Source organism: Streptomyces sp. NPDC048441, from assembly GCF_043200235.1.
In the GTDB taxonomy this organism is placed as follows: domain Bacteria; phylum Actinomycetota; class Actinomycetes; order Streptomycetales; family Streptomycetaceae; genus Streptomyces.
Genome location: NZ_JBICXM010000001.1, coordinates 595,728 through 621,004, shown reverse-complemented (window position 1 = coordinate 621,004; position 25,277 = coordinate 595,728). Strand labels below are relative to the sequence as shown.

At 69.4% G+C, this 25,277-nt stretch carries 23 protein-coding genes; 9 read left to right on the top strand and 14 right to left on the bottom strand.

Annotated elements, in window-relative coordinates; translation table 11 throughout:
* Window positions 1–145 precede the first annotated feature (145 nt).
* The 7 genes from ACGFSB_RS02740 (at window position 146) to ACGFSB_RS02710 (ending at window position 7,753) form a co-directional block, all read left to right on the top strand.
* On the top strand, window positions 146–673 hold the full coding sequence (locus ACGFSB_RS02740) for a DinB family protein (RefSeq protein ID WP_393392978.1): 528 nt from the start codon (window positions 146–148) through the stop codon (window positions 671–673).
* A gap of 218 nt (window positions 674–891) precedes the next feature.
* Window positions 892–2,151, top strand: coding sequence for an NAD(P)/FAD-dependent oxidoreductase (locus ACGFSB_RS02735; RefSeq protein WP_393392976.1), 1,260 nt, complete (start codon window positions 892–894; stop codon window positions 2,149–2,151).
* Between the two features lie 106 nt (window positions 2,152–2,257).
* Entirely contained in the window at window positions 2,258–4,804 is a 2,547-nt protein-coding gene (nirB, locus tag ACGFSB_RS02730) for a nitrite reductase large subunit NirB (RefSeq protein WP_393393788.1), read from the top strand.
* Window positions 4,801–5,157: a nitrite reductase small subunit NirD gene (gene nirD / locus ACGFSB_RS02725; protein WP_393392973.1), complete on the top strand. Its 357-nt coding sequence runs from the start codon at window positions 4,801–4,803 to the stop codon at window positions 5,155–5,157. Before nirB ends, nirD begins: the two co-directional genes overlap by 4 nt.
* Before the next feature lie 114 nt (window positions 5,158–5,271).
* Window positions 5,272–5,856 carry a TetR/AcrR family transcriptional regulator gene (locus ACGFSB_RS02720; protein WP_393392970.1) on the top strand — a complete coding sequence of 195 codons (585 nt, stop codon included), beginning with the start codon at window positions 5,272–5,274 and terminating at the stop codon, window positions 5,854–5,856.
* Between the two features lie 93 nt (window positions 5,857–5,949).
* The gene (locus ACGFSB_RS02715) at window positions 5,950–6,735 is read left to right on the top strand and encodes an SDR family NAD(P)-dependent oxidoreductase (RefSeq protein WP_393392968.1); all 786 of its coding nucleotides are present in this window, start codon (window positions 5,950–5,952) and stop codon (window positions 6,733–6,735) included.
* Window positions 6,736–6,808: 73 nt separating this feature from the next.
* Window positions 6,809–7,753 (top strand): oxidoreductase, encoded by a 945-nt coding sequence (locus tag ACGFSB_RS02710; protein WP_393392965.1) that lies wholly within the window; start codon window positions 6,809–6,811, stop codon window positions 7,751–7,753.
* A gap of 145 nt (window positions 7,754–7,898) precedes the next feature.
* Here the strand turns inward: ACGFSB_RS02710 and ACGFSB_RS02705 are convergent, their stop codons facing one another.
* The gene (locus tag ACGFSB_RS02705) at window positions 7,899–10,277 is read right to left on the bottom strand and encodes a discoidin domain-containing protein (RefSeq protein ID WP_393392962.1); all 2,379 of its coding nucleotides are present in this window, start codon (window positions 10,275–10,277) and stop codon (window positions 7,899–7,901) included.
* A gap of 195 nt (window positions 10,278–10,472) precedes the next feature.
* Here ACGFSB_RS02705 and ACGFSB_RS02700 point away from each other — a divergent pair, with 195 nt between their 5' ends.
* Window positions 10,473–11,363: a LysR family transcriptional regulator gene (locus ACGFSB_RS02700; RefSeq protein ID WP_393392959.1), complete on the top strand. Its 891-nt coding sequence runs from the start codon at window positions 10,473–10,475 to the stop codon at window positions 11,361–11,363.
* 3 nt (window positions 11,364–11,366) lie between these two features.
* On the opposite strand, the gene ACGFSB_RS02695 is transcribed toward ACGFSB_RS02700, so the two are convergent.
* The 5 genes from ACGFSB_RS02695 to ACGFSB_RS02675 form a co-directional block, all read right to left on the bottom strand.
* Window positions 11,367–12,098 carry an SDR family NAD(P)-dependent oxidoreductase gene (locus tag ACGFSB_RS02695; RefSeq protein WP_393392956.1) on the bottom strand — a complete coding sequence of 244 codons (732 nt, stop codon included), beginning with the start codon at window positions 12,096–12,098 and terminating at the stop codon, window positions 11,367–11,369.
* 75 nt (window positions 12,099–12,173) lie between these two features.
* The gene (locus tag ACGFSB_RS02690) at window positions 12,174–12,986 is read right to left on the bottom strand and encodes an SDR family oxidoreductase (protein ID WP_393392953.1); all 813 of its coding nucleotides are present in this window, start codon (window positions 12,984–12,986) and stop codon (window positions 12,174–12,176) included.
* Window positions 12,987–13,169: 183 nt separating this feature from the next.
* Entirely contained in the window at window positions 13,170–13,355 is a 186-nt protein-coding gene (locus ACGFSB_RS02685; RefSeq protein ID WP_393393874.1) for a hypothetical protein, read from the bottom strand.
* A 45-nt stretch (window positions 13,356–13,400) separates the two neighbouring features.
* On the bottom strand, window positions 13,401–13,877 hold the full coding sequence (locus tag ACGFSB_RS02680; RefSeq protein WP_393392951.1) for a hypothetical protein: 477 nt from the start codon (window positions 13,875–13,877) through the stop codon (window positions 13,401–13,403).
* An 82-nt stretch (window positions 13,878–13,959) separates the two neighbouring features.
* Window positions 13,960–15,048, bottom strand: a complete 1,089-nt coding sequence (locus ACGFSB_RS02675; protein WP_393392948.1) for a phosphatidylserine/phosphatidylglycerophosphate/cardiolipin synthase family protein — start codon at window positions 15,046–15,048, stop codon at window positions 13,960–13,962.
* Between the two features lie 491 nt (window positions 15,049–15,539).
* Between ACGFSB_RS02675 and ACGFSB_RS02670 the strand changes: the two genes are divergently transcribed.
* Window positions 15,540–16,109 (top strand): hypothetical protein, encoded by a 570-nt coding sequence (locus tag ACGFSB_RS02670; protein ID WP_393392945.1) that lies wholly within the window; start codon window positions 15,540–15,542, stop codon window positions 16,107–16,109.
* Between the two features lie 76 nt (window positions 16,110–16,185).
* Here the strand turns inward: ACGFSB_RS02670 and ppdK are convergent, their stop codons facing one another.
* From ppdK to ACGFSB_RS02630, 8 genes are all read right to left on the bottom strand, one after another.
* On the bottom strand, window positions 16,186–18,948 hold the full coding sequence (gene ppdK, locus ACGFSB_RS02665; protein WP_393392943.1) for a pyruvate, phosphate dikinase: 2,763 nt from the start codon (window positions 18,946–18,948) through the stop codon (window positions 16,186–16,188).
* Between the two features lie 405 nt (window positions 18,949–19,353).
* Window positions 19,354–19,566 carry a hypothetical protein gene (locus tag ACGFSB_RS02660; protein ID WP_393392940.1) on the bottom strand — a complete coding sequence of 71 codons (213 nt, stop codon included), beginning with the start codon at window positions 19,564–19,566 and terminating at the stop codon, window positions 19,354–19,356.
* Between the two features lie 75 nt (window positions 19,567–19,641).
* Window positions 19,642–20,361, bottom strand: coding sequence for a type 1 glutamine amidotransferase (locus tag ACGFSB_RS02655; protein WP_393392937.1), 720 nt, complete (start codon window positions 20,359–20,361; stop codon window positions 19,642–19,644).
* 155 nt (window positions 20,362–20,516) lie between these two features.
* Window positions 20,517–21,722, bottom strand: coding sequence for an NAD(P)/FAD-dependent oxidoreductase (locus ACGFSB_RS02650; RefSeq protein ID WP_393392934.1), 1,206 nt, complete (start codon window positions 21,720–21,722; stop codon window positions 20,517–20,519).
* Window positions 21,723–21,728: 6 nt separating this feature from the next.
* Entirely contained in the window at window positions 21,729–21,935 is a 207-nt protein-coding gene (locus tag ACGFSB_RS02645) for a ferredoxin (protein ID WP_393392932.1), read from the bottom strand.
* Window positions 21,936–21,951: 16 nt separating this feature from the next.
* Entirely contained in the window at window positions 21,952–22,809 is an 858-nt protein-coding gene (locus tag ACGFSB_RS02640; protein WP_393392929.1) for a fumarylacetoacetate hydrolase family protein, read from the bottom strand.
* The gene (locus ACGFSB_RS02635) at window positions 22,806–23,729 is read right to left on the bottom strand and encodes a 3,4-dihydroxyphenylacetate 2,3-dioxygenase (protein ID WP_393392926.1); all 924 of its coding nucleotides are present in this window, start codon (window positions 23,727–23,729) and stop codon (window positions 22,806–22,808) included. Before ACGFSB_RS02635 ends, ACGFSB_RS02640 begins: the two co-directional genes overlap by 4 nt.
* Complete coding sequence (locus tag ACGFSB_RS02630) at window positions 23,722–25,263, bottom strand: aldehyde dehydrogenase (protein ID WP_393392924.1); 1,542 nt, start codon at window positions 25,261–25,263, stop codon at window positions 23,722–23,724. Before ACGFSB_RS02630 ends, ACGFSB_RS02635 begins: the two co-directional genes overlap by 8 nt.
* Window positions 25,264–25,277: the final 14 nt, after the last annotated feature.

Sequence of the window (25,277 nt, the reverse complement as noted above, 5' to 3'; positions counted from 1 at the left end):
GGGCTTGAGGATTGCCTCAACGGGGGTTAAGACCGACCGGCCACATAGGCGCCCGGGAGGCGACGGGGCAGCAGAACGGCCACGGTCCACGGACCTGCCATTTCGCCCGCTTGAACCCTCCAAGACGGCGCTGCAGGGTGGATCCATGGCATGGACAGCACCACCGGTCGAGCGCACCAAGCAGCTGGGCGACCTGGGTACCGTAACTGAGCGTCAGATGTTGGAGGGTTGGCTGAGCTGGCACCGGGAAACGTTGCTGGCCAAGTGTGCCGGGCTTGAGCCGGCCCAATTGGCGCGGACGACCGTGGAGCCGTCGAACCTCACCCTCCTGGGCTTGGTCCGGCACATGGCGGAGGTAGAGCGATGGTGGTTCCGGCGGAGCTTCGCCGGTGAGGCTGTCGGCGATGTCTTCAGCGGCCCGTCAGATGGCAATGAGGGACTCGACGGAGTGCACGCAGCCGATGCGGAGAGAGACTTCGGATTGTTCCAGACCGAAGTCGAAGCGTGCGACGCGGCGGCGGCCGGGCACGACCTCGACGAGACCTTCATGCCCTCTCGCGGAGTGCCCCTCAGCCTGCGCTGGGTCTACGTGTTGATGATCCAGGAGTACGCCCGCCACAACGGACACGCCGACTTCCTGCGGGAGCGAACCGACGGGGCAACGGGTGACTGAGCTTCTTTCTCAGACCGGTCCGGCAGCAGGTGCCTGGATGAGCTGTGCGGTTGCGTAGCACAGGCCGGCCGGGGTCGCAGCTCTGACCAGCACGGACTCATTCCACCCACCGGCGGCTGCCGCCTCACACCCCACCCCGCCCCCCGCTGAGCGCAGCGTTCCCGCCGGGAAACAGACCGGATGCGGTCGGGTAACACCGGCCGCGCACTCTGCCGTACATGACCCCTTCGAACTCCGGCCCGAACGCACGCGTGGTGGTGATCGGCACCGGCCTCGCCGGTGCCCAGCTCGCCCAGCGGCTCGGGGGCGGGGGCGGCACGACCCCGGGGGCCCTCCTCATCGGGGAGGAGCCGCATGCGCCGTACAACCGTGTGCTGCTCGCCGATGTCCTCGCCGGGCGGTACGGGCCCGAGGTCATCGGCCTGCCCTCCGCCCCCGGCGAGATCCTGCGCACCCGTGCCGTCCGCGTCGACCGCACGGACCGGATCGTGCACTGCGCGGACGGCAGTGTCGTCCCGTACGGCACCCTCGTGCTCGCGACCGGCTCGAACCCCGTCCTTCCTCCCCTCCGCGGTCTCTTCGAGCCCGGTGCCGCCGAGCTGCCGCGCGGCGTGCACGCCTTCCGGACCATGGACGACTGTCTCGCCCTGTCCGAGGCCGCGGGGCCCGGCACCCGCGTCGTCGTCATCGGCGGCGGGCTGCTCGGCGTATCGGCGGCCCGCGCGCTCGCCGTGCGTGGCGCCCAGGTCGTCCTCACCCAGCAGGGCGACCGGCTCATGGAGCGGCAGCTCGACCCGGCCGCGAGTGCGTTGGTACGGCAACACCTCACCGACCTCGGCGTCGAAGTGCACACCGAGTGCCGGGTCCGCGGCGTGCGGCAGGCCGAAGGCGCCGTCCGGTCGGTCGAGCTCGCCGACGGATACGTACTCGGCACCGACCTCACCGTCCTGGCCTGCGGCGTCCGCCCCCGCACGGGGCTCGCCCAGGCCGCCGGGCTCGACGTGCGCCGCGGCATCGTCGTCGACGACGAGCTGCGCACATCGGACCCCCACATCCGCGCCATCGGCGACTGCGCCGAGCACTCCGGCGAGGCCCGCTGCCTCGCCGCGCCCGCGCTCGAACAGGCCGACGCGCTAGCGGACGCCCTGCTCTCCCCGCAGGACGCGCGCCCCTATGCCGGCACCCGCGCCCTCACCCGTCTCACCCTGCACAACGCGCTGCCGGGCTCGACTCCCCTGGATCTGGCGACCTTCGGCGACCCCGACCACCGTCCCGACGACGACGTCGTCCAGCTCACGGACGCCACCCGCGGCACGTACCGCAAGGTCGTCGTGCGCGGCGACCGGCTCGTCGGCGGCGTACTGCTCGGCGAGCTCACCGCCGTCGGCGCGCTCGCCCGCGCCTGGGAGGCCGACGACCCGCTGCCCGACGACGGCAGCCCCCTGCTCCACCTGCTCACACACGACGGAGGCCTCTGACATGCCCACGGACACCCCCGCCCCGAACGCGCAGGACGCGCGGGACGCTCAGGACGCGCGGGACGCTCAGGACGCGCGCCCCGCCATCGTCCTCGTCGGGCACGGCATGGTCGGCCAGCGCTTCCTCGAAGCCATCGCCGCCCGCGGTCTCACCGCCACGCACCGCGTGGTCGTCCTGTGCGAGGAGCCGCGCCCCGCCTACGACCGCGTACAGCTGACCTCGTACTTCGCGGGCCGCACACCCGACGAACTCTCCCTCACCGAGCCGGAGTTCATCGAGCAGCACGGAATCGAGCTGTACGTCGGCGATCCCGCCGAGACGATCGACCGCGACGCGAAGACCGTCACCGCGCGCTCCGGGCAGACCTTCGCGTACGACACGCTCGTGCTCGCGACAGGATCCTTCCCCTTCGTGCCTCCCGTGCCCGGCAAGGACACCACCGGCTGTTTCGTCTACCGCACGATCGAGGACCTGCTCGCCATCGAGGAGTACGCGAAGACGTACGCCACGACCGGCGCCGTCGTCGGCGGCGGGCTGCTCGGCCTGGAGGCGGCGGGCGCGCTGCGCGGACTCGGACTCGACACGCACGTCGTGGAGTTCGCGCCACGCCTGATGCCGGTACAGGTCGACGAAGGCGGCGGCGCCGCGCTCCTGCGCACCATCACCGGCATGGGCCTGACCGTGCACACGGGCGTCGGCACCCAGGAGATCGTCGGCACCGACGGCGCGGTCAGCGCGATGAAGCTGTCGGACGGCCGGGAGATCCCCACCGATCTGGTGGTGTTCTCGGCAGGCGTCCGCCCCCGCGACCAACTGGCCCGCGACACAGGCCTGTCGGTCGGCGAGCGCGGCGGCATCACCGTCGACGAACAGTGCCGCACCAGCGACCCCGCCGTGTACGCGATCGGCGAGTGCGCGCAGGCTTCGGACGGCCGGGTGTACGGGCTCGTCGCGCCCGGATATGAAATGGCCGAGACCGTCGCCGCCGCGATCGCCACGGAGGAGTCGAGCTTCACCGGCGCCGATCTGTCGACCAAGCTGAAACTGCTCGGCGTGGACGTCGCCTCCTTCGGCGACGCGCACGGCGCGACCCCCGACTGCCTGGACGTCGTCTACTCCGACTCGCGCTCGGGCACGTACAAGAAGCTGGTCATCGGCACGGGCGGCGAGCTGCTCGGCGGTGTCCTGGTCGGCGACGCGGATTCCTACGGCGTGCTGCGGCCGATGACCGGCAGCGTGCCGCCGGTCTCGCCCGAGCAGCTGGTGCTCCCCGCGGGCGCGGGCGGCCCGGTGGCGCTCGGCCCCTCCTCGCTACCGGACTCCGCGGTCATCTGCTCCTGCCACAACGTCACCAAGGGCTCGATCCGCGGCGCCGTTACCGAGCACAGCTGCACGACCGTGCCCGAGGTCAAGAAGTGCACCAAGGCCGGTACGGGCTGCGGCAGTTGTGTGAAGGTGCTCGGCCAGCTGGTCAACGACGAGCTGGCGGCGTCGGGCGTCGAGATCGACAAGGGCCTGTGCGGCTGCTTCGAGCAGACCCGCCAGGAGCTGTACGAGATCGTCCGCACCCTGGGCATCACCTCCTACCGCCGACTCCTCGACGACCACGGCCGGGAGACCGCACGCGGCAGCGAGGGCTGCGAGACCTGCAAGCCGACGGTCGGCTCGATCATCGCCTCACTCGCTCCGACGATCGGCGCCGACGGCTACGTACTCGATGGCGAGCAGGCATCGCTCCAGGACACCAACGACCACTTCCTCGCCAACCTCCAGAAGAACGGCTCCTATTCGGTCGTGCCGCGCATCCCCGGTGGCGAGATCACCCCGGACAAGCTGATCGTGATCGGCGAGGTGGCACGGGACTTCGGGCTCTACACGAAGATCACCGGCGGCCAGCGCATCGACATGTTCGGCGCGCGCGTCGAGCAACTCCCGCTGATCTGGACGCGGTTGGTGGACGCGGGCTTCGAGTCGGGCCACGCGTACGGGAAGTCGCTGCGCACGGTGAAGTCCTGCGTCGGGCAGACCTGGTGCCGGTACGGCGTACAGGACTCGGTGCGGATGGCGATCGACCTGGAGCTGCGCTACCGGGGCCTGCGCTCCCCGCACAAGCTGAAGTCGGCCGTCTCCGGATGCGCCCGCGAGTGCGCGGAGGCCCAGTCCAAGGACTTCGGCGTGATCGCCACGTCGAGCGGCTGGAACCTGTACGTGGGCGGCAACGGCGGCGCGACCCCGCGCCACGCGGACCTGCTCGCGCAGGACCTGTCCGACGCCGAACTGGTGCGCCTCATCGACCGGTTCCTGATGTTCTACATCCGCACGGCCGACCGTCTGGAGCGCACATCGACGTGGCTGGAGCGGATCGAGGGCGGCCTCGACCACGTACGCGATGTGGTCGTCCATGACTCGCTCGGCATCTGTGCCGAACTGGAGACCCTGATGGCGGACCACGTCGCGCACTACCGCGACGAGTGGTCCGAGACCATCAACGACCCCGAACGGCTCGCGCGTTTCGTGTCCTTCGTGAACGCGCCGGACGTCCCCGACCCCACGGTGAGCTTCGTCCCCGAGCGGGACCAGATCAAGCCGGACCTGCCGCTTCTGAGTATCGGCTCCCGCCCCCGCGACCTGGAAGGTGCCGCATCCCGATGAGTACTGCCCTGACGACCAACTCTGCCTCGACACTTGTTCAACTCCGCCTGGGAGACGGCTGGTTCGACGTCTGCGACCCCGCGCTCCTCCAGCCGGGCCGCGGCATCGCCGCCCTCCTCCCCGACGGCCGCCAGGCCGCGCTCTTCATCGACCGCACGGGTCGCGCGTACGCGGTCGACAACCGCGACCCGTTCACAGGCGCCGCGGTGCTCTCCCGCGGGCTGCTCGGCGCGGACGGGGGGCGGCCGTTCGTCACGTCGCCGCTTCTGAAGCAGCGGTTCGACCTGGAGACGGGGCGATGCCTCGACGACGATTCGGTGACGCTGGACACGCACGCAGTACGAGTGGCGTGACCTGATACGAGTGGCGTGACCTGATACGAGTGGCGTGACCTGACCGGGCTACTTGACCGACTTACTTGACCGGCTTACTTGACCGTACGTTCCAATACGACGTAACCTTCCCTTGTGGCCAGGACCAAGGAATTCGATCCGGACGCCGCGCTCCAGTCGGCCCTAGAGCTGTTCTGGCAGCGCGGCTACGAGGCGACGTCGATGGCGGATCTCGTCGAGGGCCTCGGCATCGGCCGCGCCAGCATCTACGCGACGTTCGGCAACAAGCACGACCTGTACCTGAAGGCGCTGGAGCGGTACGCCAGGCTCCAGAACCCGCGCCTGCTCGCCGAGCTCTCGCAGCCGGGGCCCGCACTGCCCGCCGTACGCGCGGTGGTACGTCGCTTCGGCGGCGAGTCAGGATCCGACGACGGGCGCCTGATCGGCTGTTTCATCACGAATACGGCGTCCGAACTGGGCCCGCACGACGAGGCGGCCGCCCGCTGCGTGGAGCGCAGCTGGGAGCACATAGAGACACTGCTGCACTCCGCCCTCGTCCGCGCACAGGCGCAGGGCGAGCTCCCGGACGACCGTGATCCGCTCGCCATCGCGCGAATGCTCCTGACTCTGATGCAGGGGCTGCGCGTGGTCGGCAAGGCGTCGAAGGATCCCGCGCGGGTGCGGGACGCGACGGAGCAGGCGCTGACGCTGCTCGACTGAGCCACCACCTAGGCCACCCCTACCTCGCCTCCCCCCTCCCTCTCTTTCCCATGCCCTCATACTGAACCGATCGTTCAAGAAAAGAGCTCTGTCATGACGCTGGCTTCTTCAGCACCGCGCAACCGCTTCTCCGGCCGCACCGCCCTCGTCTCCGGCGGCGGCTCCGGTCTCGGCCGCGCGACAGCGCTCGCCCTCGCCGCCGAGGGCGCGAACGTCGTCGTCGCCGGGCGCACGGAGGGCACGCTCAAGGAGACCGTGGGGCTCATCGAGGACGCCGGCGGCACCGCGGTCGCCGTCACCGCCGACGTCTCGAGCTCCGCGGACCTCGCGGCGCTCGTCGACGCCACCGTCGAGCGGTTCGGCTCCCTGGACGTCGCCGTGAACAACGCGGGCGTCCTGCGTGCGGGGCAGCCGGTCGCGGAGCTGCCCGAAGAGGACTGGCGGACGATGCTCGACATCAACGTCACCGGTGTCCTGCTCGCCCTCCAGGCGGAGGTGCGGCAGATGCGTACGCAGCCGGGCGGCGGGGCGATCATCAACATCTCCTCCACCCTCGGCCCCCACATCCGCCTCCCCGGCACCATCGGCTACGGCGCCACCAAGGCGGCCGTCTCCGCGCTGACCAAGGGTGCGGCGGCCGAGTACATACGGGAGGGCATACGGATCAACGCCGTGAGCCCCGGCTCGTCGGACACCAGCATGTCGCTGCGCCAGGGCGAGAGCGAGGCCGAGCGCACGGAGCGCATGAAGACCGCGACGCCGCTCGGCCGGGTCGCAAGGACCGAGGAGGTCGCTGCTGCCGTGCTCTACCTCGCGTCGGACGAATCGGCGTCGGTGGTCGGCGCGGACCTGGTGATCGACGGGGGTGCCGCCGCCTGACCTCCTGCCGTAGGCTCGCACCCCTTACTCTCGGGTAAGAACAGGTGTGCACCCAAACAGAGGGAGCGGCGTCATGACGGGCTGGACCGCGAGCGACATCCCCGACCAGAGCGGCCGCACGGCCGTGGTCACCGGCGCCAACAGCGGCATCGGCTATGTCACCGCACGCGAACTCGCCCGCCGTGGCGCCCGCGTGATCCTCGCCTGCCGCAGCGGCGAACGGGGTACGCGTGCGCTGGAGCGGCTGCGGACCGAAGTCCCGGGCGCGGAGGCCGAGTTCAGGCGCCTGGACCTCGGAGACCTCGACTCGGTAAGGGAGTTCGCAGCGTCGTACGACAGCGACGACAGCGATGAGCGAGGCGACGGTCTCGACCTGCTCATCAACAACGCGGGCGTGATGGCGCTGCCCTACCGGCAGACGGCGGACGGTTTCGAGACGCAGTTCGGCGTCAACCACCTCGGCCATTTCGCGCTCACGGGCCTGCTCCTGCCCCGCCTCCTGCGGACGCCGGGCGCCCGCGTCGTCACCGTGTCCAGCGGACTCCACGCCCTGGCGAACATCGACATCGGCGATCTCAACAGCGAGCGGAACTACCGGCGTTGGATCGCCTACGGCCGCTCCAAGACGGCGAACCTCCTCTTCATCCACGAGCTTGCGCGCCGACTCGCCGCCGCCGGTTCGGACGTCGTGGCGGCAGCCGCGCACCCCGGCTACGCGGAGACGAATCTCCAGTCCGCCGGTCCCAAGATGGAGGGCCGCAAGGCCGTGGAGCGCGTGGTGTCGATAGGCAACCGCATCCTGGCCCAGCCGGCGACCGCGGGCGCACTCCCCACCCTGTACGCGGCCACGGCCCCCGGCATCCGCCCGGACTCCTTCACGGGCCCCCGCTTCCTGGGCTGGCAGGGTTCACCGGCGAAGTCGTGGCGGGCGAAGTGGACGCGGGACGACACGGCAGGGGAACGGCTTTGGGAGGCGTCGGAGGGACTGACGAAGATCAGCCCTGATTTCGACGGGTGAGCCTCTCCCCCCTTCTGGCCCGTCATGGGGGTCCCCCTACCGCAACTCAGACACCTCAAAGACCCCCCGCACAGCCTCACCGTCAAGCCGCGCCGCTCCCGGCGGGACGGAGCAGGCCCTCGGCGGAAGCGGAAGAGGCGAGGTCCTACCCCCGCACCTCGAACCGATACAGCGAATAGCCGTACGTCGTCTGCCGCTTCACGCCCTGCATCCGTACGTGCCTCGTGGAGACGGGCGGCTCGATGTCCACGACGTCGACGCCCGCCGTGTCCCGCCCGCGCCGCTCGGCGACCGTCCGCCACCCCGATGCCCCGTCGTCCGAGACCTGGAGGTCGTAGTCGCGCCCGGCGGCCGCCTCCCAGTCGAGGACGACGCGGCGCACGGTCCGCGCCTCTCCCAGATCGACGGCGAGCCACTCGCCGTCGGTGTACTTGGAGGCCCACCGAGTGGACGGATCCCCGTCGACGGCGTTCTCGGCACCAAGGGACGCGGTCTCGGCGGAGGAAGCGGACGCGGCTTTCCCGCGAGCGAGATCGGGAATGTCGAAGACCTGAACCGACCACACGTCCCACCGGGCGCGCCCCTCCTCACGCCCCCGCACCCGCACGTATCGCGCCTTCTCGGCACCGAACTCCAGCTCGTCCCAGCCGGGTTGACCGAACCCACGGCGCGCGGCGACGCGCCGCCACCCACCGCCCCCTCCACCGCTGCCGTCCCCGGAGACCTCGATGTCGTACGAACGCCCGTGCTCGCTGCCCCAGTCGATCCGCACCCGCGCCACATCGCGCACCTCCCCGAGGTCGACCCGCAGCCAGGGACCGCCCCGTTCGCTGCCACTGGTCCAGTGGGTGACGGGGTTGCCGTCGGTGGCGTACGAGGGATGCGCGCCGGAGGATGCGGTGGCGGGGGCGCCGAAGGCGATCTGGTCGGGCTCGGCGAGAGTCGGGGTGACCGTGGTCAGCCCCGGCCCCAGCGAGCCGCGCCGCAGCAGCGCGGTGAAGGCGCTGTAGGAGAGGGACTGGGAGCCGCCGCTCCACATCTTCTGGGCGAGCGTGCCGTACGTCTTCTCGATGAGCCCGTGCACGTCCTGCTGGGTGTAGGTGGCGTGGACGAGGTCGTTCCAGACGGCGGACATCGCGCCGCGCAGGGCGGGGTCGCCGGGGGCGAGACTCTCCTTGCCCGGGAAGACATGCGGCTCCCAACTGTCGTACAGGTAGCGGCCGTCGAGTCCGTGCCCGTGGTAGTAGTCGGCGAACGGGACGACGTACAACAGCCCGTCGTTCGTGTTGACGATCTCGTACCCGTCGGCCTTGGCGGCCTGCGGCCCGTACCAGCCGTTGTTCCAGCTGTGGACGGTGACGTCCCGGTCATACCCCTCGGCCGAACCGGCCATCTCGGTGAGACTCCCCCAGGCGCGCGGATGCTTGCCGAGGGACCGCACATGCCGGGCCATGTCATTGAAGTAGCCGCGGTACTGGGCCTCGGGCCCGGTGTACTCGTCGGCCCCGTAGTGCACCTCAGGACTGCGGAACCACGGCACGAACTCCTCGAAGACCTCCTTCATGAAGGCCGTCGTCTCGGGCTTGGCGAGGTCGAGGTGATCGGAGTTGCCGCCGTCGAGCCCGAGCGAGGGCCGGAAGCGTACGAAGGAGCGCGAGTGCGCGGGGGCGTCGATCTCGGGGGTGAGCTGGACGGCGTGCAGGGCGGCGGTGTCCTCGAAGGAGTCCCAGTCGGCACGGGAGTACGACCCGTCGGGCGCGGCGAGCCCGTCCCACTCGCTCTTCTCACTGCGCAGCCGGAAGGCGTCGTAGGCCTTGCTCCAGTCGCCGCCGGGTGCCTTGATCTCATTGTCGTTGAGATGCAGCTGGAGATCATTCAGCTTGAACCACCCCATGACACGCAGGTAGTCCCGCACGAATCCGGGCGTGAAGAACCGCCGCCCGACGTCCAGCATGAAGCCGCGCAGCCGGTAGTTGGGCCAGTCCTGCGCGGTGCCGACAGGGACGCGGGAGCGGCGCTCGTCGTGCAGAAGAATCTGGAGGAGGGAGCGGGTGCCGTAGTAGACGCCGCTGTAGGCGGGCGCGGTGATGGTGACGGCGTCGCTCGTGACCTTGAGCTCGTACCCCTCGCGGGCGTAGAGCTGCCCGCCCTTGGTGTGCCGGGCGGCCGGGTCGAGACGGAGGAGGACCTCACCGCGAGCGGGGCGAGAGCGCCCGGTGGCGGCGGTGCGGGGCGCGGCGATCTTCAGCCCGGTGATGTCGGCGATGTCCTGGGTCAACTGACGTGCGAGGCCCATGAGTTGCCCGGCGTCTTGAGCCGGAACGACGACACGCGTATCAGCTGCGGAGAGCTGGTACGCGCCGTCGCCGCCGTCCCACTCCTGGAGGGCGGGGATGACGGAGGGGCGGGGGTTGCCCCGGGTCGCCGCCTGAGCAGGGGGCAACGGCAACGCCAACGGTAGGGCGACGGCGGCTCCCGCGACGGCTGTCGCGGTGATGAGAGTGCGACGGGAGAGGTTCGTCATGGCAGTGGACTACACCACTCAACTCCCCACGACCACAAGGGAACCAACGAGATCGAACAGGATCCGCCGCTTCCACGGGAATGTCCGCTGACAGAACTGGGTTACCTACCTTTACGACGATTTCAAAGGTTTCAAAGATCCAAATGATTCCAACGGGGTGGACCGCGGTCCACAGCAAGGAGGGGACGGGCGCCGATGAGCCTTCGTCAGTACGAGTACGCCCTGGCCGTTGCCGAGGAGGGCTCGGTGACGGCGGCGGCGGAGCTGTTGCACGTCGCTCAGCCGTCGGTGTCCCAGCAGATCCGCGGCCTGGAGCGGGAACTCGGCGTGGAGCTGTTCGCCCGCACGCCCACCGGCCTTGTGCCCACCGTGGTCGGGCGCGCGTTCCTGCGGGAGGCCGAGGTCGCGGTGAGGGCGTCGCGGCGGGCGAGGGAGACGGCGCGGGCCAGTGCCGATGAGCTGGTGGGCGAGCTGGTGGTCGCGGCGCAGATGGGCTTCGGCACCCGGCAGCTGCCGGGGGCCCTCGCCGCACTGCGGCGCCGCTTCCCCCGCCTCGAGGTCTCCGTCTTCGAGGAGCCGAGCTCCGCCGAGCTGGAGCGGCTGTGCCGCCGGGGCGTGTTGAACCTCGCGCTGATGGCGGCGTGCGAGCGGACCCCTGCCGATGCCCACCACCTCGGCGACGAGGAGTTCGTCGTGGTCCTCGCCGCCGGGCACCGGCTGCTGGCCGCGGACCGGGTCGAGCTGCGCGAACTTGAGGGGGAGCAGTGGGTGAGGTTCGACCGCGACAGCGCGCTCGACGGCGTACTGCTTGACGTGCTGCGGAACAACGACCTGACCCCGACCACGGCAGCCCGCGTCTCTCAGACGGCGACGGCGGTGCGCTGGGCCGCCAACGGCCTCGGAGTGACGCTGGTCCCGTCCTCCGCGGTGCCCCAGGGCCACGAGCACCTCGTACGCCCGGTGCTCCCGGCCGTGCCGCAGCCCGTCATCGCCGTGCTCCGGCAGGGCGCGGGCCCGGCGGAGACGGCCCTCCTTGAACTCCTGCGCAGGGAGACCTGGTCCGAGTCCGCGCCCGCTAGAAGCTAGAAGCTAGAAGACGGTGCCACCGGCATCGACGTGGACCGTGGTGCCGGTGATGTAACTGGCACGAGGAGAGGCAAGGAAACAGATCGCCTCGGCGATCTCGTGTGCCTTGGCCGTCCGCTTGATCCCCAGCTCCTTGGCCACGCCCTCGTTGCCCTCCTCACCCCATGCGGCCAGCACACCTTCGGTGCGGGTCGGACCGGGAGAGACGCTGTTGACCCGTACGCCGCCATCGGCGAACTCCGCCGCCCACGTACGTGTCAGCGAGGACAGAGCAGCTTTGGACGCGCTGTAGACCGAGCCGCCGGGGAAGGCCTTGAACGCCGCGAGCGAGGTGACATTGACGATGGCGCCCTCACCCTTCTCAAGCATGTGCGGCACCAGCGCGGCGACCAGGAAGTACGGTCCGCGGACATTGGTGTCGAAGACCTGCTCGTAGCCCGCCGCGCTCTGTTCGACGGTGAGCGAGGTGGGGAAGGCGCCCGCGTTGTTGACGAGGATGTCGACCGGACCGCTCTGGCGTGCCAGTTCGGCGACCGAGTCCAAGTCGGCCAAGTCGGATGGGATGAAGCGGACCACACCGTCCTCCTGAGCGGCGTGCGCGGCGTTCTTGCCGCGCTGGGCGTCGCGGCCGGTGATGACGACTTCGGCACCCGCGCGGGCCAGCAGTCGGGCGGCTGCCAGACCGATGCCGGAAGTACCGCCGGTGACCAGTGCGGTCTTTCCTTGCAATTCCATGTGTGTGACCTTTCGTGATGCCTGACACTGGCGTTTCGGATGCCGCCGAACTCGACATTGATATCGATCTCGGCATCACCCCCTGGGGAATTCGCCGCCGTCCACGACGAGATTGCTCCCGGTCAGCCAGCCCGCCCGGCCGGTCATCAGGAACAGCACCGCGTGGGCGATGTCGTCAGGCTCACCATCGCGCCCCAGCGGCGGGGCGGTGGTGTCCTGGCCAGGACCCGAGTTCAGGAGCGCCCACTGCTCCCGCGTCGCTTCGCCGCCGGGGGTGGCGGTCCTGCCGGGCGAGACGGTGTTGACCCGGATACCGAACGGGGCCAGCTCGGCGGCCAGCCCCCGGCTGTAGTTGTCCAGCGCCGCCTTCGCCGTGGTGTAGTGCAGGAACGGTGGCGCCACGGTGGGGACCGCGGCCGAGGAGACGTGGACGATCGCCCCCGAGCGCCGTTCCCGCATCCCCGGTGCCAGCAGCGAGTCAAGCCGTACCGACGCCAGGAAGTTCAGGTCGAGCGCGTCCTGCCACTCCTCGTCAGGGATGGCCAGAGCGCCCTTGTGCGGTCGCGCCCCACCCACGTTGTGAACCAGGATGTCCACCCCGCCGAGCGTCTCCTGCGCAGCCGCGGCAAGCGCCTCCGCGCCGCCCCGTGTCCGCACATCGGCCTCCACGAAGGTGGCACCCTCCGGCACCGTGCTCGTCGCTGACCTGGCAGTCGTGAGCACCTCGGCGCCTGCCTCCAGGAGTTGGCGCACGATGGCTGCTCCGATTCCACGGGAACCACCCGTGACGAGGGCGCGCTTTCCCGCGAGTTCCCCTGTTCTCGTTCCTGTTCCCGTTCCTGTTCCCGTTCCTGTTCCCTGTTCCGACACGTTCTCGTTCGTGGTCATGCCATCGGCCCTCTCGATCGCGAAAGAATTGTCCGCTCGACGGAATACGGAATACGGATCGACTTGCACAGAGCGCGAATCTTCAGAGAAATCGCGGTGAGCACCTCGCCGAGCTGCTTCACCGTACGTATGGCAAAGAACGAGAGGCAAAGACCAAATGTCAGCAGGTGCTATAGGGAACCCCTATGGCACCCTGGCCCCTCCGCCGGAGCCGGGTCGGTGCAGGGCTTCGATGGCCTTCACGATCAGAGCTCGCGCGGCGACGCCGTAGACGGCCATGCGGCGCAACCGCTCGAACGTCTCCAGGTACTGGGTGATCTCGGCAGGCTGGTCCGCCGCACGCAGGCATAGCCTTTGGAGTCTCCGCACGCGCGACGGCGTGGCCCCCGGTCCGGCAGTATCCGACGCTTGTCTTCAGGCGTCCGACGTCAGCCGGCGGGCTTCGGCCGTGACCTCGGCATCGATCTGGGCCGGCGCCCGGTCCCCGTAGTCGAGGATGTCGTACTCATCGTCGAGCTCGGCGAGCCGCTCAGCCAGCGGCAGTTGATGGCCAAAACGCTGGTGGATGCGCACGGCAAGCTCACGCGGTGTCAGCCTGCCCGCCAGCATCTGGTGTGCGAGCGCCCTCACGGCGGCTTCCCGCCCGGCCTCGCTGTCGCGCGGGTAGAACGCGAGGCCGAGCTCATCGAGAGCGGCGGGCAGGAGATCGGGCACGTCATACTCCGCCTCGCTGCGCGTGCACGCAGCGAGGATACGGAGCCCCGGACTGTCGAGCCCGGCAACGAGTGCCTCGCAGGCAGTGCGGACGACGTCGTTCGCACGGGTCTCGCCGACACTCCAGAGAACAGCAAGATCCTCCAGGTCACGGGCTGCTGCTTCGATCGGGGGCACCCACGCATGATCCCCCGCACTGAGTGATCCAGTCGTCTTCGTCTTCAGAAGCCGGTCAACCCGTTGTCCGGTGGATCCGGGATCAGCTGTCCTCTTCGGCCTCGGCCGCGGCCTTCGTGTCGGCCGGGGCCAGCTTCTTGCAGTCCCTGTCGCGGACGGTCGCCTTGTTCCAGATGTCCACCATGTTGTCGGCGTACAGGTTGTGGATGGTCTTGTCCGCGATCCGCGCGGTGACCTCGTCGTTCTCCTCCAGCGACGACGGGGTGAAGTTCGCGCTGCCGGTGAAGGTGATGTGCCGGTTCTTGTCGAGGTAGTTCCCGACGATCGTCATGTTCTTCCCGTGAGTGCCGTGCTCGCGCTTTCCGGCGGCGAAGCCGCGGATCTGCGGGCCGTCGTAGCCGCCGTCCTTCTTGGTCAGCGCCTTGCACGCGCCCTCAGAGATCTGGTTGGCCACGATCTGCACCCCGCATCCCGTCCGCCCCATCTCCCAGAGCTTCTTGGCGATGTCCGTCTTCGCGAGCCACCAACTGTCGATCCGGATCAACGCCCCCTTATTGCAGTCCACGCCCTCGAGGATGTTGACGAACGTATTGGCGCCCTGCCGCGGGTGGAAATACGTCTTGACGTTCTTGTCCGTGTCCGGCTTGTTCGTGTTGTAGTAGTCGTCGTTCTTCTTCTCCGCCTTGAGGTCGTAGAAAAAGTCGTGCATTCGGTCGTAGAGGCCGTCGTTGCCGACTCGCGTATAGGCGCTGTTCCAGCCGCCGATGCCGCCCACGGTGTCGTTGCCCGTGAGGTTCGCGGTCGTGATGAAGGTGACCTTGGACTGCCTCAGGGTGTTGGAGAACAGGGCGAACTTGCTGTGCTGGAACGCGGAGCCCTTGTTTCCGATGCACCCCGTACCTTTGGAACAGAGCTTCGCCCAGGTGGAGTCCTTGCCGTCGTCCTTCATCGCCTTGTCGAAAGCCTTGTAGACGTTCGGATGCTTGTTGAGGCTCCGATAGTCGGCGATGACCTTCACGCCTACGCCCCGCTCAGCGGCTTCGGTGAGACTCTCGGCGACGTCCTTGTCCCGGAAGAGGAAGGTGGTCAGGTAGATCGAGCCGTGTTCGGAACCGTCGATCAGACGGATCAGCTGGTTCTTGACCTCGGTGCCACCCGGCTTGCTGAACACCGCACCTGTGCCGAGATCCGACGGCGCCGCAGTCGCGGCGGGGGGCACACTGAGCCCGACGATCGCGAGAATTCCGGCAGCGGCGGCAATGAGAAGCCTGCGAATGCCTGTTACTCCTGAATCTCCACTGCCGCGTCTGCGGCCGGCGCTTGGATTCGCCGCGGTCTTGAACATGAGCATGTCCCCTCGTCCCCGTGTGTGACCGTGTGACCGTCCCCACGAGGCCGGTCACGCTCGGTCGTTCGGTCGTCCAGCCAGGTTCTGATGCGTGGCAGCGACCCGCAACGTGTTTCGGCCGTGCCCGAATCCGTCGACAATCCATCGACAATCCGTCGAGTTTCCACGTTTCCACGCAAGGCGCCACGATCGGATGCCTGACATGCCAGGCATCCGAGATCAACTGCTTGGTTCCGACTCCTGCGCAGGTCAAGACAGGTCAAGACAGGTCAAGACGTAGCGTGCCTGAGGGCGAAATCTGATGGGATGAAGCGATGACATTGCATTCCGATGTGGCCGCGTTGCTGGCGGAGGCCGGCATCCTCGATGTGGACGTCGACGAAGCCGTCGCGGACGACCACGCCCGAACGTCCGCGTACCTACGCGTCGTCTCGGTGACGGCTTCCTCGGAGAGCCGCGACCGAGACCGCGCGATCGTGGCCACGATCCTGCGCGACCCCAACGAAATGGGGTCCAAGACGGCGGTGGTCGCCCTCGTGGACGAGATCGCGGGGAAGGTGACCGGTTCTGCCGAGTTCCAGCAGTGGTCGGACGGACTACTGCCGGAGATCGACAAGCTCAAGGCGGAGGGATTCCGGGAGTTCATCCGCCGCCGCATCCACGACTGGCTGTTCTACCTGTCCATCGAGGACGGTCACGTGCCGACACCGGCCGAGTTGGCGGGGGTCACGGACTGGATGCAGCGCTACCTCGCCGAGTGGTCGACGTCGTCGGCGGCACTCGCCCTGGTCGCCGAGTCGGCCAACACCAGAAAGACACGGAACATCGCGGAGAACGCCCGAAGGGGCAGCACCCCCGCACAGGGTGCTGCCCCTTCATGGTGAACCGGAGCCGACGCCGCATCGGTGAGGGTCGGGGACACGGCGTCGGCCCCGGAGTTGTGCCGGTGGCCCGTCAGGACTACCGGTGGTCACTCCCCGCCGACTCCGACGCCGCGCGCCCCGCCTCGAGCCGGGCCACCGGGATCCGGAACGGGGAGCAGGAGACGTAGTCCAGGCCCACCTCGTGGAAGAAGTGCACGGACTCCGGGTCGCCGCCGTGCTCGCCGCAGACGCCCAGCTTCAGGTCGGGGCGGGTGGCGCGTCCTGCCTTGACCGCGTCCTTGACCAGCTTGCCCACGCCGTCCTTGTCGATGGTCTCGAAGGGGGAGACTCCGAAGATGCCCTTCTCCAGGTACGCCGTGAAGAAGCTCGCCTCCACGTCGTCCCGCGAGAAGCCCCAGACGGTCTGCGTGAGGTCGTTCGTGCCGAAGGAGAAGAACTCGGCGGCCTCCGCGATCTGGTCCGCCGTGAGCGCGGCACGCGGCAGCTCGATCATCGTGCCGAGCGCCAGCTTCAGCTTGATGCCGGTCGTCGCCTCGACCTCCGCGATGACCTGCTCGGCCTCCTCGCGGACGATCTCCAGCTCCTGGACCGTACCGACGAGCGGAATCATGATCTCCGCGCGCGGGTCGCCCTTGGCGTTCTTGCGCTCCGCCGCCGCCTCGGCGATGGCCCGCACCTGCATCGTGAACAGGCCGGGGATGACGAGGCCCAGGCGTACGCCGCGCAGGCCCAGCATCGGGTTCTGCTCGTGCAGGCGGTGCACGGCCTGGAGCAGGCGCAGGTCGTTCTCGTTGGAGTCCTTGCGGGACTCGGCCAACGCCACCCGGACGGAGAGTTCCGTGATGTCCGGGAGGAACTCGTGCAGCGGCGGGTCCAGGAGACGGACCGTCACCGGGAGGCCGTCCATCGCCTCGAAGAGCTCCACGAAGTCGCGCTTCTGGAGCGGGAGGAGTTCCTTCAGGGCCTCCTCGCGTGCCTCGTCCGCGTCGGCGAGGATCAAGCGCTCGACCATCTCGCGGCGCTCACCGAGGAACATGTGCTCGGTGCGGCACAGGCCGATGCCCTGGGCGCCGAAGCGGCGGGCGCGCAGGGCGTCCTCGGCGTTGTCGGCGTTGGCCCGGACACGCAGGCGGCGTACTCGGTCCGCGTACGCCATGATCCGGTGCACGGCGCCGACCAGTTCGTCGGCGTCGTCGGCGCCCGCGTGCATCCGGCCCTCGAAGTACTCGACGACCGGCGAGGGGACCACGGGCACCTCGCCCAGGTACACCTTGCCCGTCGAGCCGTCGATCGAGACGACGTCGCCCTCCTCGACGACCACACCGCTGGAGGTCGTCAGGCGACGCCGCTTGGTGTCGACCTCGATCTCCTCGGCGCCGCAGACGCACGTCTTGCCCATGCCGCGGGCGACGACGGCGGCGTGCGACGTCTTGCCGCCGCGGGAGGTGAGGATGCCCTCGCAGGCGATCATGCCGTCGAGGTCGTCGGGGTTGGTCTCACGGCGGATCAGGATGACCTTCTCGCCCGAACGCGACCACTTGATGGCCGTGTACGAGTCGAAGACCGCCTTGCCGACCGCGGCACCGGGTGACGCGGCGATACCGCGGCCGAGCTGCTCGACCTTCGCCTCCTCGTCGAAGCGCGGGAACATCAGCTGCGCGAGCTGCGCGCCGTTGACGCGCTGCAGCGCCTCGGCCTCGTCGATCAGGCCCTGGTCGACGAGCTGCGTCGCGATGCGGAAGGCGGCACCGGCGGTGCGCTTGCCGACGCGGGTCTGGAGCATCCACAGCTGGCCGCGTTCGATGGTGAACTCGATGTCGCACAGGTCCTTGTAGTGCGTCTCGAGGGTTTCCATGATCTGCATGAGCTGGTCGTACGACTTCTTGTCGATCTGCTCGAGATCGGCGAGCGGGACGGTGTTGCGGATGCCCGCCACCACGTCCTCGCCCTGCGCGTTCGTGAGGTAGTCGCCGTACACGCCCTGGTGACCGCTGGCCGGGTCGCGGGTGAACGCGACGCCCGTGCCGGAGTCCGGGCCGAGGTTGCCGAAGACCATCGAGCAGATGTTGACCGCGGTGCCGAGGTCGCCGGGGATGCGCTCCTGGCGGCGGTAGAGCTTGGCGCGGTCGGTGTTCCACGACTCGAAGACCGAGCGGATCGCGAGGTCCATCTGCTCGCGCGGGTCCTGCGGGAAGTCACGCCCGGCCTCGGTCTTGACGATCTTCTTGAACTTCGTGACCAGCTTCTTCAGGTCGGCGGCCTCGAGGTCGGTGTCGACCGTGACCTTCTTCGCCGCCTTGGCCGCCTCGAGGGCGTCCTCGAAGAGCTCGCCGTCGATGTCCATGACCGTCTTGCCGAACATCTGGATGAGGCGGCGGTAGGAGTCCCACGCGAAGCGGTCGTCGCCGGACTGCTTGGCGAGGCCCGTCACCGACTTGTCGGAGAGCCCGATGTTCAGGACGGTGTCCATCATGCCGGGCATCGAGAACTTGGCGCCCGAGCGGACCGAGACGAGCAGCGGGTCATTGGCCTGACCCAGCTTCTTGCCCATCTGGTGCTCGAGGGCGTCGAGGTGCGCACTCACCTCGTCGCGCAGCTCGACCGGCTCCTCGCCGCTGGCGAGGTAGGTCTTACAGGCCTCGGTGGTGATCGTGAAGCCCGGAGGGACGGGCAGCCCGAGGTTGGTCATCTCGGCGAGGTTCGCGCCCTTCCCGCCGAGAAGGTCCTTGAGGTTCCTGTTGCCCTCGGTGAAGTCGTAGACGAACTTCACGGCCGCATCGCTCGCATCGCTGTCGCTCGCATCGCTCTGCGCTACGTGGGGATCTTTGTTTTCCGACACGGGTCTCGACTCCTCGAGGACTCGGTGGCTGCCCTGACGGCGAGGAACATACCCAGATCGAAGGCACCTGGGTACGTCCACTTGTGCGTCATACGGCTGTAACCACCCGTCCGCCAGTAGATCGAAAGTAACTCGGGAGTAGCCAAGCGGTCGCTTATGCGTTCAAGTATTGAAGACTTACCCTCAGCATAACCTGCGATTCGCTCAGATGAGCAGAGGATTCTCAGATGTGAGTTCACCTAATGAATGATCGAGCAGTGGCACTGAGTGCCACCCCTTGGAGAAGTGCAGCCGCCCATCAAACGCTCATCTGAGCGCAACGCCTATCAGGGGTGGCGAGAATCACGCCGTTTGAAGCGGCCTGATGTCAGCATCCGGACGCGCGACGAGACGGTCGCGCGCCCGTCACGCGCCGAGCGCGGCGAGCCGTTCCGCCGCCCTGTCGGGCGGGTAGAGGTGCTCCACCACCGGCGCACCCGCCCCGACCAGGCCCGCGCGCTCGCCGAGCCACAGGCTGACGGCCTCGGGCCCTGCCCCGCTCCACCGCTCATCTGTACGGCAGCGCAGGTCGCGCACCCTGGCGAGGAAGGGAGTTCCGGCCAGATCTCCGGTGAGCATGAGAACTCCGGGTCGCGGAGCGCTCCCGCCGGCGTGCTGAGGAGCCGTACGGCGGGCAACTCCTGCCGGGGAGGCTCAGGCGTGGGCCACGTGGTCGAGGAAGGCGTCCACCAGGGCGAAGGCCCGCGCCCTGCCGCCCTCCTCGTCGGCCCGCACCTCCCGCACGAGGCGGGCCGCGTCGACGCCCACCTCCTCGGCGATCGCCAGGCCGCCGTTGTCCAGCCACCCTTGCAGCGTGTCCGCCGTCAGCTCCGGATGGAACTGCACGCCCATGGAACGCCCGCATACGAAGGCCTGCGAGGCCACGTCGTTGCGGGCGAGCTCGCGTGCGCCGTCCGGCAGTTTCCACCGGTCACCGTGGAACTGGAACCATGGCCCACGCCCCACCAGCTCCGCCGCGCTCGTGTCCAGTTCGGACCAGCCGAGCTCGAAGCGCGGGGCCCGTTCGACCGACCCGCCGAGCGCCGTGGCGAGCGCCTGTCCGCCGAAGCAGATGCCGAGGACCGGGACGCCACCGGTGTGCGCTTCGCGGAGAAGGTCCAGTTCGGCCGGTATCCACGTGTTGATGCGGTCCACTGACCAGGGCGCACCGAGGGGCACGACAAGGTCGTACGCAGCATCCGTGACTGCCGGGAAATCGGGGTCCACGTCGGGCGTTTCGTAGCGGTGGGGCGGGACGACTGTCATCTCGTCCAGCTCCCAGCCGCGCAGGGCGAGCCGCTCGGCCACGTGCCCGGCTGAGGAGACGTGGCTATGGTGGATGAGGAGCGCGCGGGGGCGGGCGCGAGGGGGCATGGGGCTCTCCTTCTCCGGTGGGACGACTTCTACAGTGGGACGACTTCTACAGTGGGACGACTTCTCCGGTGGGGCGCCTCGGGTGCGTGGGCGATAGCGATAGCGGCAGCGGCAATCTTGGGCCTGGGGGGGGAGTGCTAGGTGGCCCCTCCCCCTCAACCCACCACCTCCGGCAACACCATCAGCTCCCCCCGATACCGCCCCGCAAGCCCCACCACCCCCGCTCCCCCCAGCGCCGCGACCCCGACCAGCCGCTCCCCCCGGTAGTACCCGTACAGCACATCCCCGTCCACGGACTCCGCATCCCCCGCCAGCAACTGAGCCCGCTCCCCCACGCCCGGCTGCCCGAACGACTGCACCCGCATCCCGAACTGATCGCTCCAGAAGGACGGCAGGGGCGCGAATGGCGCCAGGCCGTGCTCCGTGCCTCCGAGACCCGCGACCAGCACGCGGGCCGCGTGCTTCGCGGTGTCCGAGGGAATCGACCAGTGCTCGACGCGGCGCGCGGCGGGGCCGTAGCGGGGGTTGGGGAAGCGGGCGGCATCGCCCACCGCCACCGCGTGCGCGAGCCCGCCGATCCGCAGGTGCTCGTCGCAGAGGATGCCGTCACTCAGGTCGAGGCCGACGCCCTCGCTCGCCCTCAGCCACTCCACATTCGGCACCGAGCCGACCGCCTCGACCACGACATCGGCCGCGCACTCACTCCCGTCGTCCAACACCACGTATCCATCTGCTAGTTGGGACACCAGGCATCCCATCCGGAAACGCACCCCCCGCACCTCGTGCCGTCTCCGCAGCACCCGGCCGAGCCCCTCGCCGAGCGCGAGCAGCATCGGCTCGCTCTCCGGTGCGACGACCGTCACCTCGCAGCCCGCCTTGCGGGCCGTGGCCGCCACCTCGCAGCCGATGAAGCCGGAACCGATCACCAACACCCGTGTTCCTGTGCGGAGTTCACCTCGCAGCCCTGCCGAGTCCTCCAACGTACGTACGACGTGCCGCGGCGATCCCCCGGTCAACGGGAGTCGTCGTGGCCGCACCCCCGTGGCGGCCACGAGACCCTCGTACACATGGACCGAACCGTCCGCCAGCGTCAGCGTCCGCGCCCCCAGGTCGGCGGAGCCCACTGCCTGCCCGAGACGCCACTCCACGTCCTCGACGCTCGGCCTGCGGCGCAGCTCGGTCGTGGGCGGCGGGACCTCTCCCGCAAGGACCTCCTTGGTCAACGGCGGGCGGTTGTAGGGGAGATGGGGCTCGTCCCCGTAGACCGTGATCGCCCCCTCCCAGCCCGCGGCCCGCAACTGCTCCGCCGCCCGCAGCCCGCCGAGCGACGCACCGACGACGGCGATTCCCGTCGAGGCCACGGCGGGTCAGCCCTCGACCCTGATGGCCTGGAGCGGGCAGACGTCGGCGGCATCCTCGGCGTCGGCGCGCAGCGACTCGTCGGGCGATCCGACGTACGTGAGGTGGCCGTCCTCATCAAGCGTGAAGACATCCGGCGCGGCGAAGACGCACTGCCCGTGATCCTGGCAGACGTCGACGTCGACGGTGACCTTGAGCATCTCAACTCCCCTCATATCATGCATAGTTGGCTTAGCGGCGGCGCGGCGTTCGTACGCCGCGGAACTCCCAGTCGCCGCCGAAGGCCGTCGAGATGACCTCCTCGGACTCCGTGGGCTGGGCGCCGACGTCGGAGCGGATGGCCGTCGGGCCTGTGACGATGCGGTTCGTCAGGCGGCCGAGGCCCTCGGCCTCGACCTCGACGACGTCCCCGGGCTTGACGGGGCGGGAGTTGGCCGGCGTACCGGACAGGAGTACGTCGCCCGGCTCCAGCGTGATCGTGCGGGCGATGTCGGCGACGAGGTAGTGCATGTCCCACTCCATCTCGTCCGTCGAACCGTCCTGGACGAGAGCCCCGTTGACGTACGTCCGCAGGTATTTGGAGTGGAAGTCCCATCCGGTGACGAGGCCGGGGCCCAGCGGGCAGAGCGTGTCCGAGCCCTTGACCCGGAGCATCGAACCGGCGTCGGTGTCCCGGAAGTCGTGCAGGCCGTAGTCGTTGGCGACGGTGTAGCCCGCGATGTACGCGCCCGCGTCGGCGGGGGCGATGTTGCGGCAGGTGCCGCCGATGACGATGCCGATCTCGCCCTCGTAGTTGAGGTACTTGCAGCCATCGGGGCGGACGACCGCGCCGCCGTGCGCGTTCAGGGATGAGATCGGCTTGTGGAAGAAGGTGGGCGCGGGAGGCAGGCCGATCCCGAACTCCTCCACCCTGCTGCGGTGGTTGAGGTGGACGGCGATCACCTTGGAGGGGCGCACGGGGGGCAGATGGCTCGCCTCCGCCGCCTTCACGCGGCGGCCGTCCGCGGCGACCAGCTCTTCCCCCTCCCGCACTACCTGGACTGCGGCGCCTTCGAGGAGGATGCGGCGGTATTCGACGGTGGTGGTCATGCGAGGGAGGCCTCACTCTTCTCGGGGGTGCCGGTCCAGCCCTCGGCCGGGCGGTCGAACCACAGGTGCATCTGGCCGGTGCCCACCGAGTTCTCGTAGTCGCTGTAGGCGCGGCCCGCCGCGGAGCACCGCTCTTCTCCGAGAGCACCGATCATCATCAGGTAGTGAGCGAAGCGCGCCTCGGGCTTGTGGGTGAGGAACTCCGGCATCGTGCGCAGGACTTCCGCGTGGTCGCCGCGCTCGAACCACTCGATGCGCTGCTCGTCGGCGGCCCGCGCCTCGGGCGTACGGATGTGTGACGGCCCGCTCGACTCGTGGTCGCGCAGCTGCCGCAGCGGCCAGAAGGTGTGCGAGAGCGCTCCGGACGCGATGAGGAGCACCTTGCGGCGGTCGGGCAGTGCGGCGACCCCGTCGGCGAGCGCGCGGCCGAGCCGCAGGTGGTCCTCGGTGTCGCCGGTCTGGCAGACGCCGATCGAGAGCCACTTCTTCTCCGGGAGGCCCTCGCCCAGGTACTTCCAGAGGTTGATCGTGGCGTAGTGGACGGGCAGGTACGGGTCGTCGACCGGAGTGATCCAGGTGCCGTGCCGGTCGGCGAACTCACCAATGGATGCGGCGAGTTCGGGGTCGCCTGGATAGTCGTACGGCATCCGGCACATGCCCCTCGGCAGCTCCTCGGACGTGAAGAGCCCGGCACGGCGCGCGTGCGCGGAGACGACGAACTCGACCGTGGTCGCCCAGTGCGAGTCGAGGACGACCACGGTGTCGTAGTCGAGCGTCGACTCGAAGACTTCTTCGCGCAGCCGTCGCAGTCCGGGGACGAGGCTGATCTCGCGGCCTTCGTTGAGCTCTTTGCGCGTCTCTTCGGGGAGCACGATCGTGGGCACGTGGGCGAGGAGTCCCGCCCCGACGATCTCACCCATGGCGGGCCCGTCCTTTCGGCTCCGGCGCGGTCACCGTGTTCTTCAGGTCGCAGTAGAAGTCGAAGGACCAGTCGCCGCCCTCGCGCCCGACCCCCGATTCGCGGGAGCCGCCGAAGGGGGCCGAGAGGTCGCGTACGAAGAAGCAGTTGACCCAGACGGTCCCGGCGACGAGCCGCACGGCGACCCGGTCGGCGCGGTCGCGGTCGCCGGTGGCGAGGGTGGCGGCGAGGCCGAAGCGGGTGTCGTTGGCGAGGCGTACGGCCTCGTCCTCGTCCCCGTCGGGGAAGGTCTGGAGGGTGAGGACGGGCCCGAAGACCTCCTCCTGCACGATCTCGGAGTCCTGGGCGACGTCGGTGAGGAGGGTGGGGAGGTAGTAGTTGCCGCCCAGTTCTTCGTTGCGGCCGCCGCCGATCGCCACCTTCGCGCCGGCGTCGAGCGCACGGCGCACGAATCCGTCGACGCGCTCCACATGCCGGGGGTGGATGTTGGGCCCGACGTCCGTGGTCTCGTCCCGCGGATCTCCCTGGGTCAACTTCGTTACCCGGTCAAGAAAGTGGCCGAGGAAGGCATCGCGTACGGACTCCTCGACGAGGATGCGGGTGGCGGCGAGGCAGACCTGCCCCGCGTTGTCGAACTGCTCGACGGCCAGATCGGCGGCACGCTCCGGATCGGCGTCGGCGAAGACGATCAGCGGCGACTTGCCGCCCAGCTCGAAGCTGCACGGCACCAGATGCGCGGCCGCGGCCCCGGCGATCCGCCGCGCGGTGGGCACGGACCCGGTGAAGCTGATCCGGCGCACGTCGGGGTCGGCGACCAGGGGCTCACCCACTTCCGCGCCGTACCCCTGCACCACATTGAAGACCCCGGCCGGCAGCCCCGCCTCGTGCGCGATGTCCGCGAAGAGCGAGGCGGTCAACGGGGTCCACTCGGCGGGCTTGAGCACCACGGTGTTCCCGGCGGCGAGCGCGGGGCCGATCTTCCAACTGGCCAGCATCAGCGGGGCGTTCCACGGCGTGATGAGGACTGCGGGGCCCGCCGGATCCCAGCTCACGTGGTTCGTGTGGCCCCTGGTCTCGAAGTCGTCGTGGGCGAGGGCGAGGAGGCGGTCGGCGAAGTAGCGGAGGTTGTGGGCGACGCGGGGCATGACACCGCGGCGGTGGGAGCGCAGGAGGGCGCCGTTGTCGGTGGTCTCGACGATCGCGAGGTCCTCGATGCGGGCCTCGACTCCGTCGGCGACGGCGTGCAGGAGCCGGGCGCGTTCGGGAGGCGGGGTGGCGGCCCAGGCGGGGAAGGCGGCGCGGGCGGCGGCGACGGCGGCGCGGGCCTCTTCGGGGCCCCCGCGGGCGATTTCGGCTAGCGGGGTGCCGTCCAGGGGGGAGTGGTCGGTGAAGGTGGGGGCGGCGGGCGAGGGCAAGGGCGAGGGCGGGGTCGATATCGGGGACGCGGAGGCGATGCGTTCGCCGCCGATCCAGTGCCGGGTGTCGACGGGGACTCCGGCGATGATCGCCGTGTTCGCGGGGGTGGGGGGAGCCATGACTTCCTCCAGTT

Coding starts and splice junctions, on each gene's coding strand:
- nirB (WP_393393788.1), top strand. CDS start 2,258: ATGGTCGGCCAGCGCTTCCTCGAAGCCATCGCCGCCCGCGGTCTCACC.
- ACGFSB_RS02705 (WP_393392962.1), bottom strand. CDS start 10,277: ATGACGAACCTCTCCCGTCGCACTCTCATCACCGCGACAGCCGTCGCG.
- ACGFSB_RS02635 (WP_393392926.1), bottom strand. CDS start 23,729: ATGGGTGAGATCGTCGGGGCGGGACTCCTCGCCCACGTGCCCACGATC.
- ACGFSB_RS02630 (WP_393392924.1), bottom strand. CDS start 25,263: ATGGCTCCCCCCACCCCCGCGAACACGGCGATCATCGCCGGAGTCCCC.
- ACGFSB_RS02640 (WP_393392929.1), bottom strand. CDS start 22,809: ATGACCACCACCGTCGAATACCGCCGCATCCTCCTCGAAGGCGCCGCA.
- nirD (WP_393392973.1), top strand. CDS start 4,801: ATGAGTACTGCCCTGACGACCAACTCTGCCTCGACACTTGTTCAACTC.
- ACGFSB_RS02740 (WP_393392978.1), top strand. CDS start 146: ATGGCATGGACAGCACCACCGGTCGAGCGCACCAAGCAGCTGGGCGAC.
- ACGFSB_RS02670 (WP_393392945.1), top strand. CDS start 15,540: ATGACATTGCATTCCGATGTGGCCGCGTTGCTGGCGGAGGCCGGCATC.
- ACGFSB_RS02660 (WP_393392940.1), bottom strand. CDS start 19,566: ATGCTCACCGGAGATCTGGCCGGAACTCCCTTCCTCGCCAGGGTGCGC.
- ACGFSB_RS02735 (WP_393392976.1), top strand. CDS start 892: ATGACCCCTTCGAACTCCGGCCCGAACGCACGCGTGGTGGTGATCGGC.
- ACGFSB_RS02655 (WP_393392937.1), bottom strand. CDS start 20,361: ATGCCCCCTCGCGCCCGCCCCCGCGCGCTCCTCATCCACCATAGCCAC.
- ACGFSB_RS02645 (WP_393392932.1), bottom strand. CDS start 21,935: ATGAGGGGAGTTGAGATGCTCAAGGTCACCGTCGACGTCGACGTCTGC.
- ACGFSB_RS02695 (WP_393392956.1), bottom strand. CDS start 12,098: ATGGAATTGCAAGGAAAGACCGCACTGGTCACCGGCGGTACTTCCGGC.
- ACGFSB_RS02700 (WP_393392959.1), top strand. CDS start 10,473: ATGAGCCTTCGTCAGTACGAGTACGCCCTGGCCGTTGCCGAGGAGGGC.
- ACGFSB_RS02690 (WP_393392953.1), bottom strand. CDS start 12,986: ATGACCACGAACGAGAACGTGTCGGAACAGGGAACAGGAACGGGAACA.
- ACGFSB_RS02710 (WP_393392965.1), top strand. CDS start 6,809: ATGACGGGCTGGACCGCGAGCGACATCCCCGACCAGAGCGGCCGCACG.
- ACGFSB_RS02715 (WP_393392968.1), top strand. CDS start 5,950: ATGACGCTGGCTTCTTCAGCACCGCGCAACCGCTTCTCCGGCCGCACC.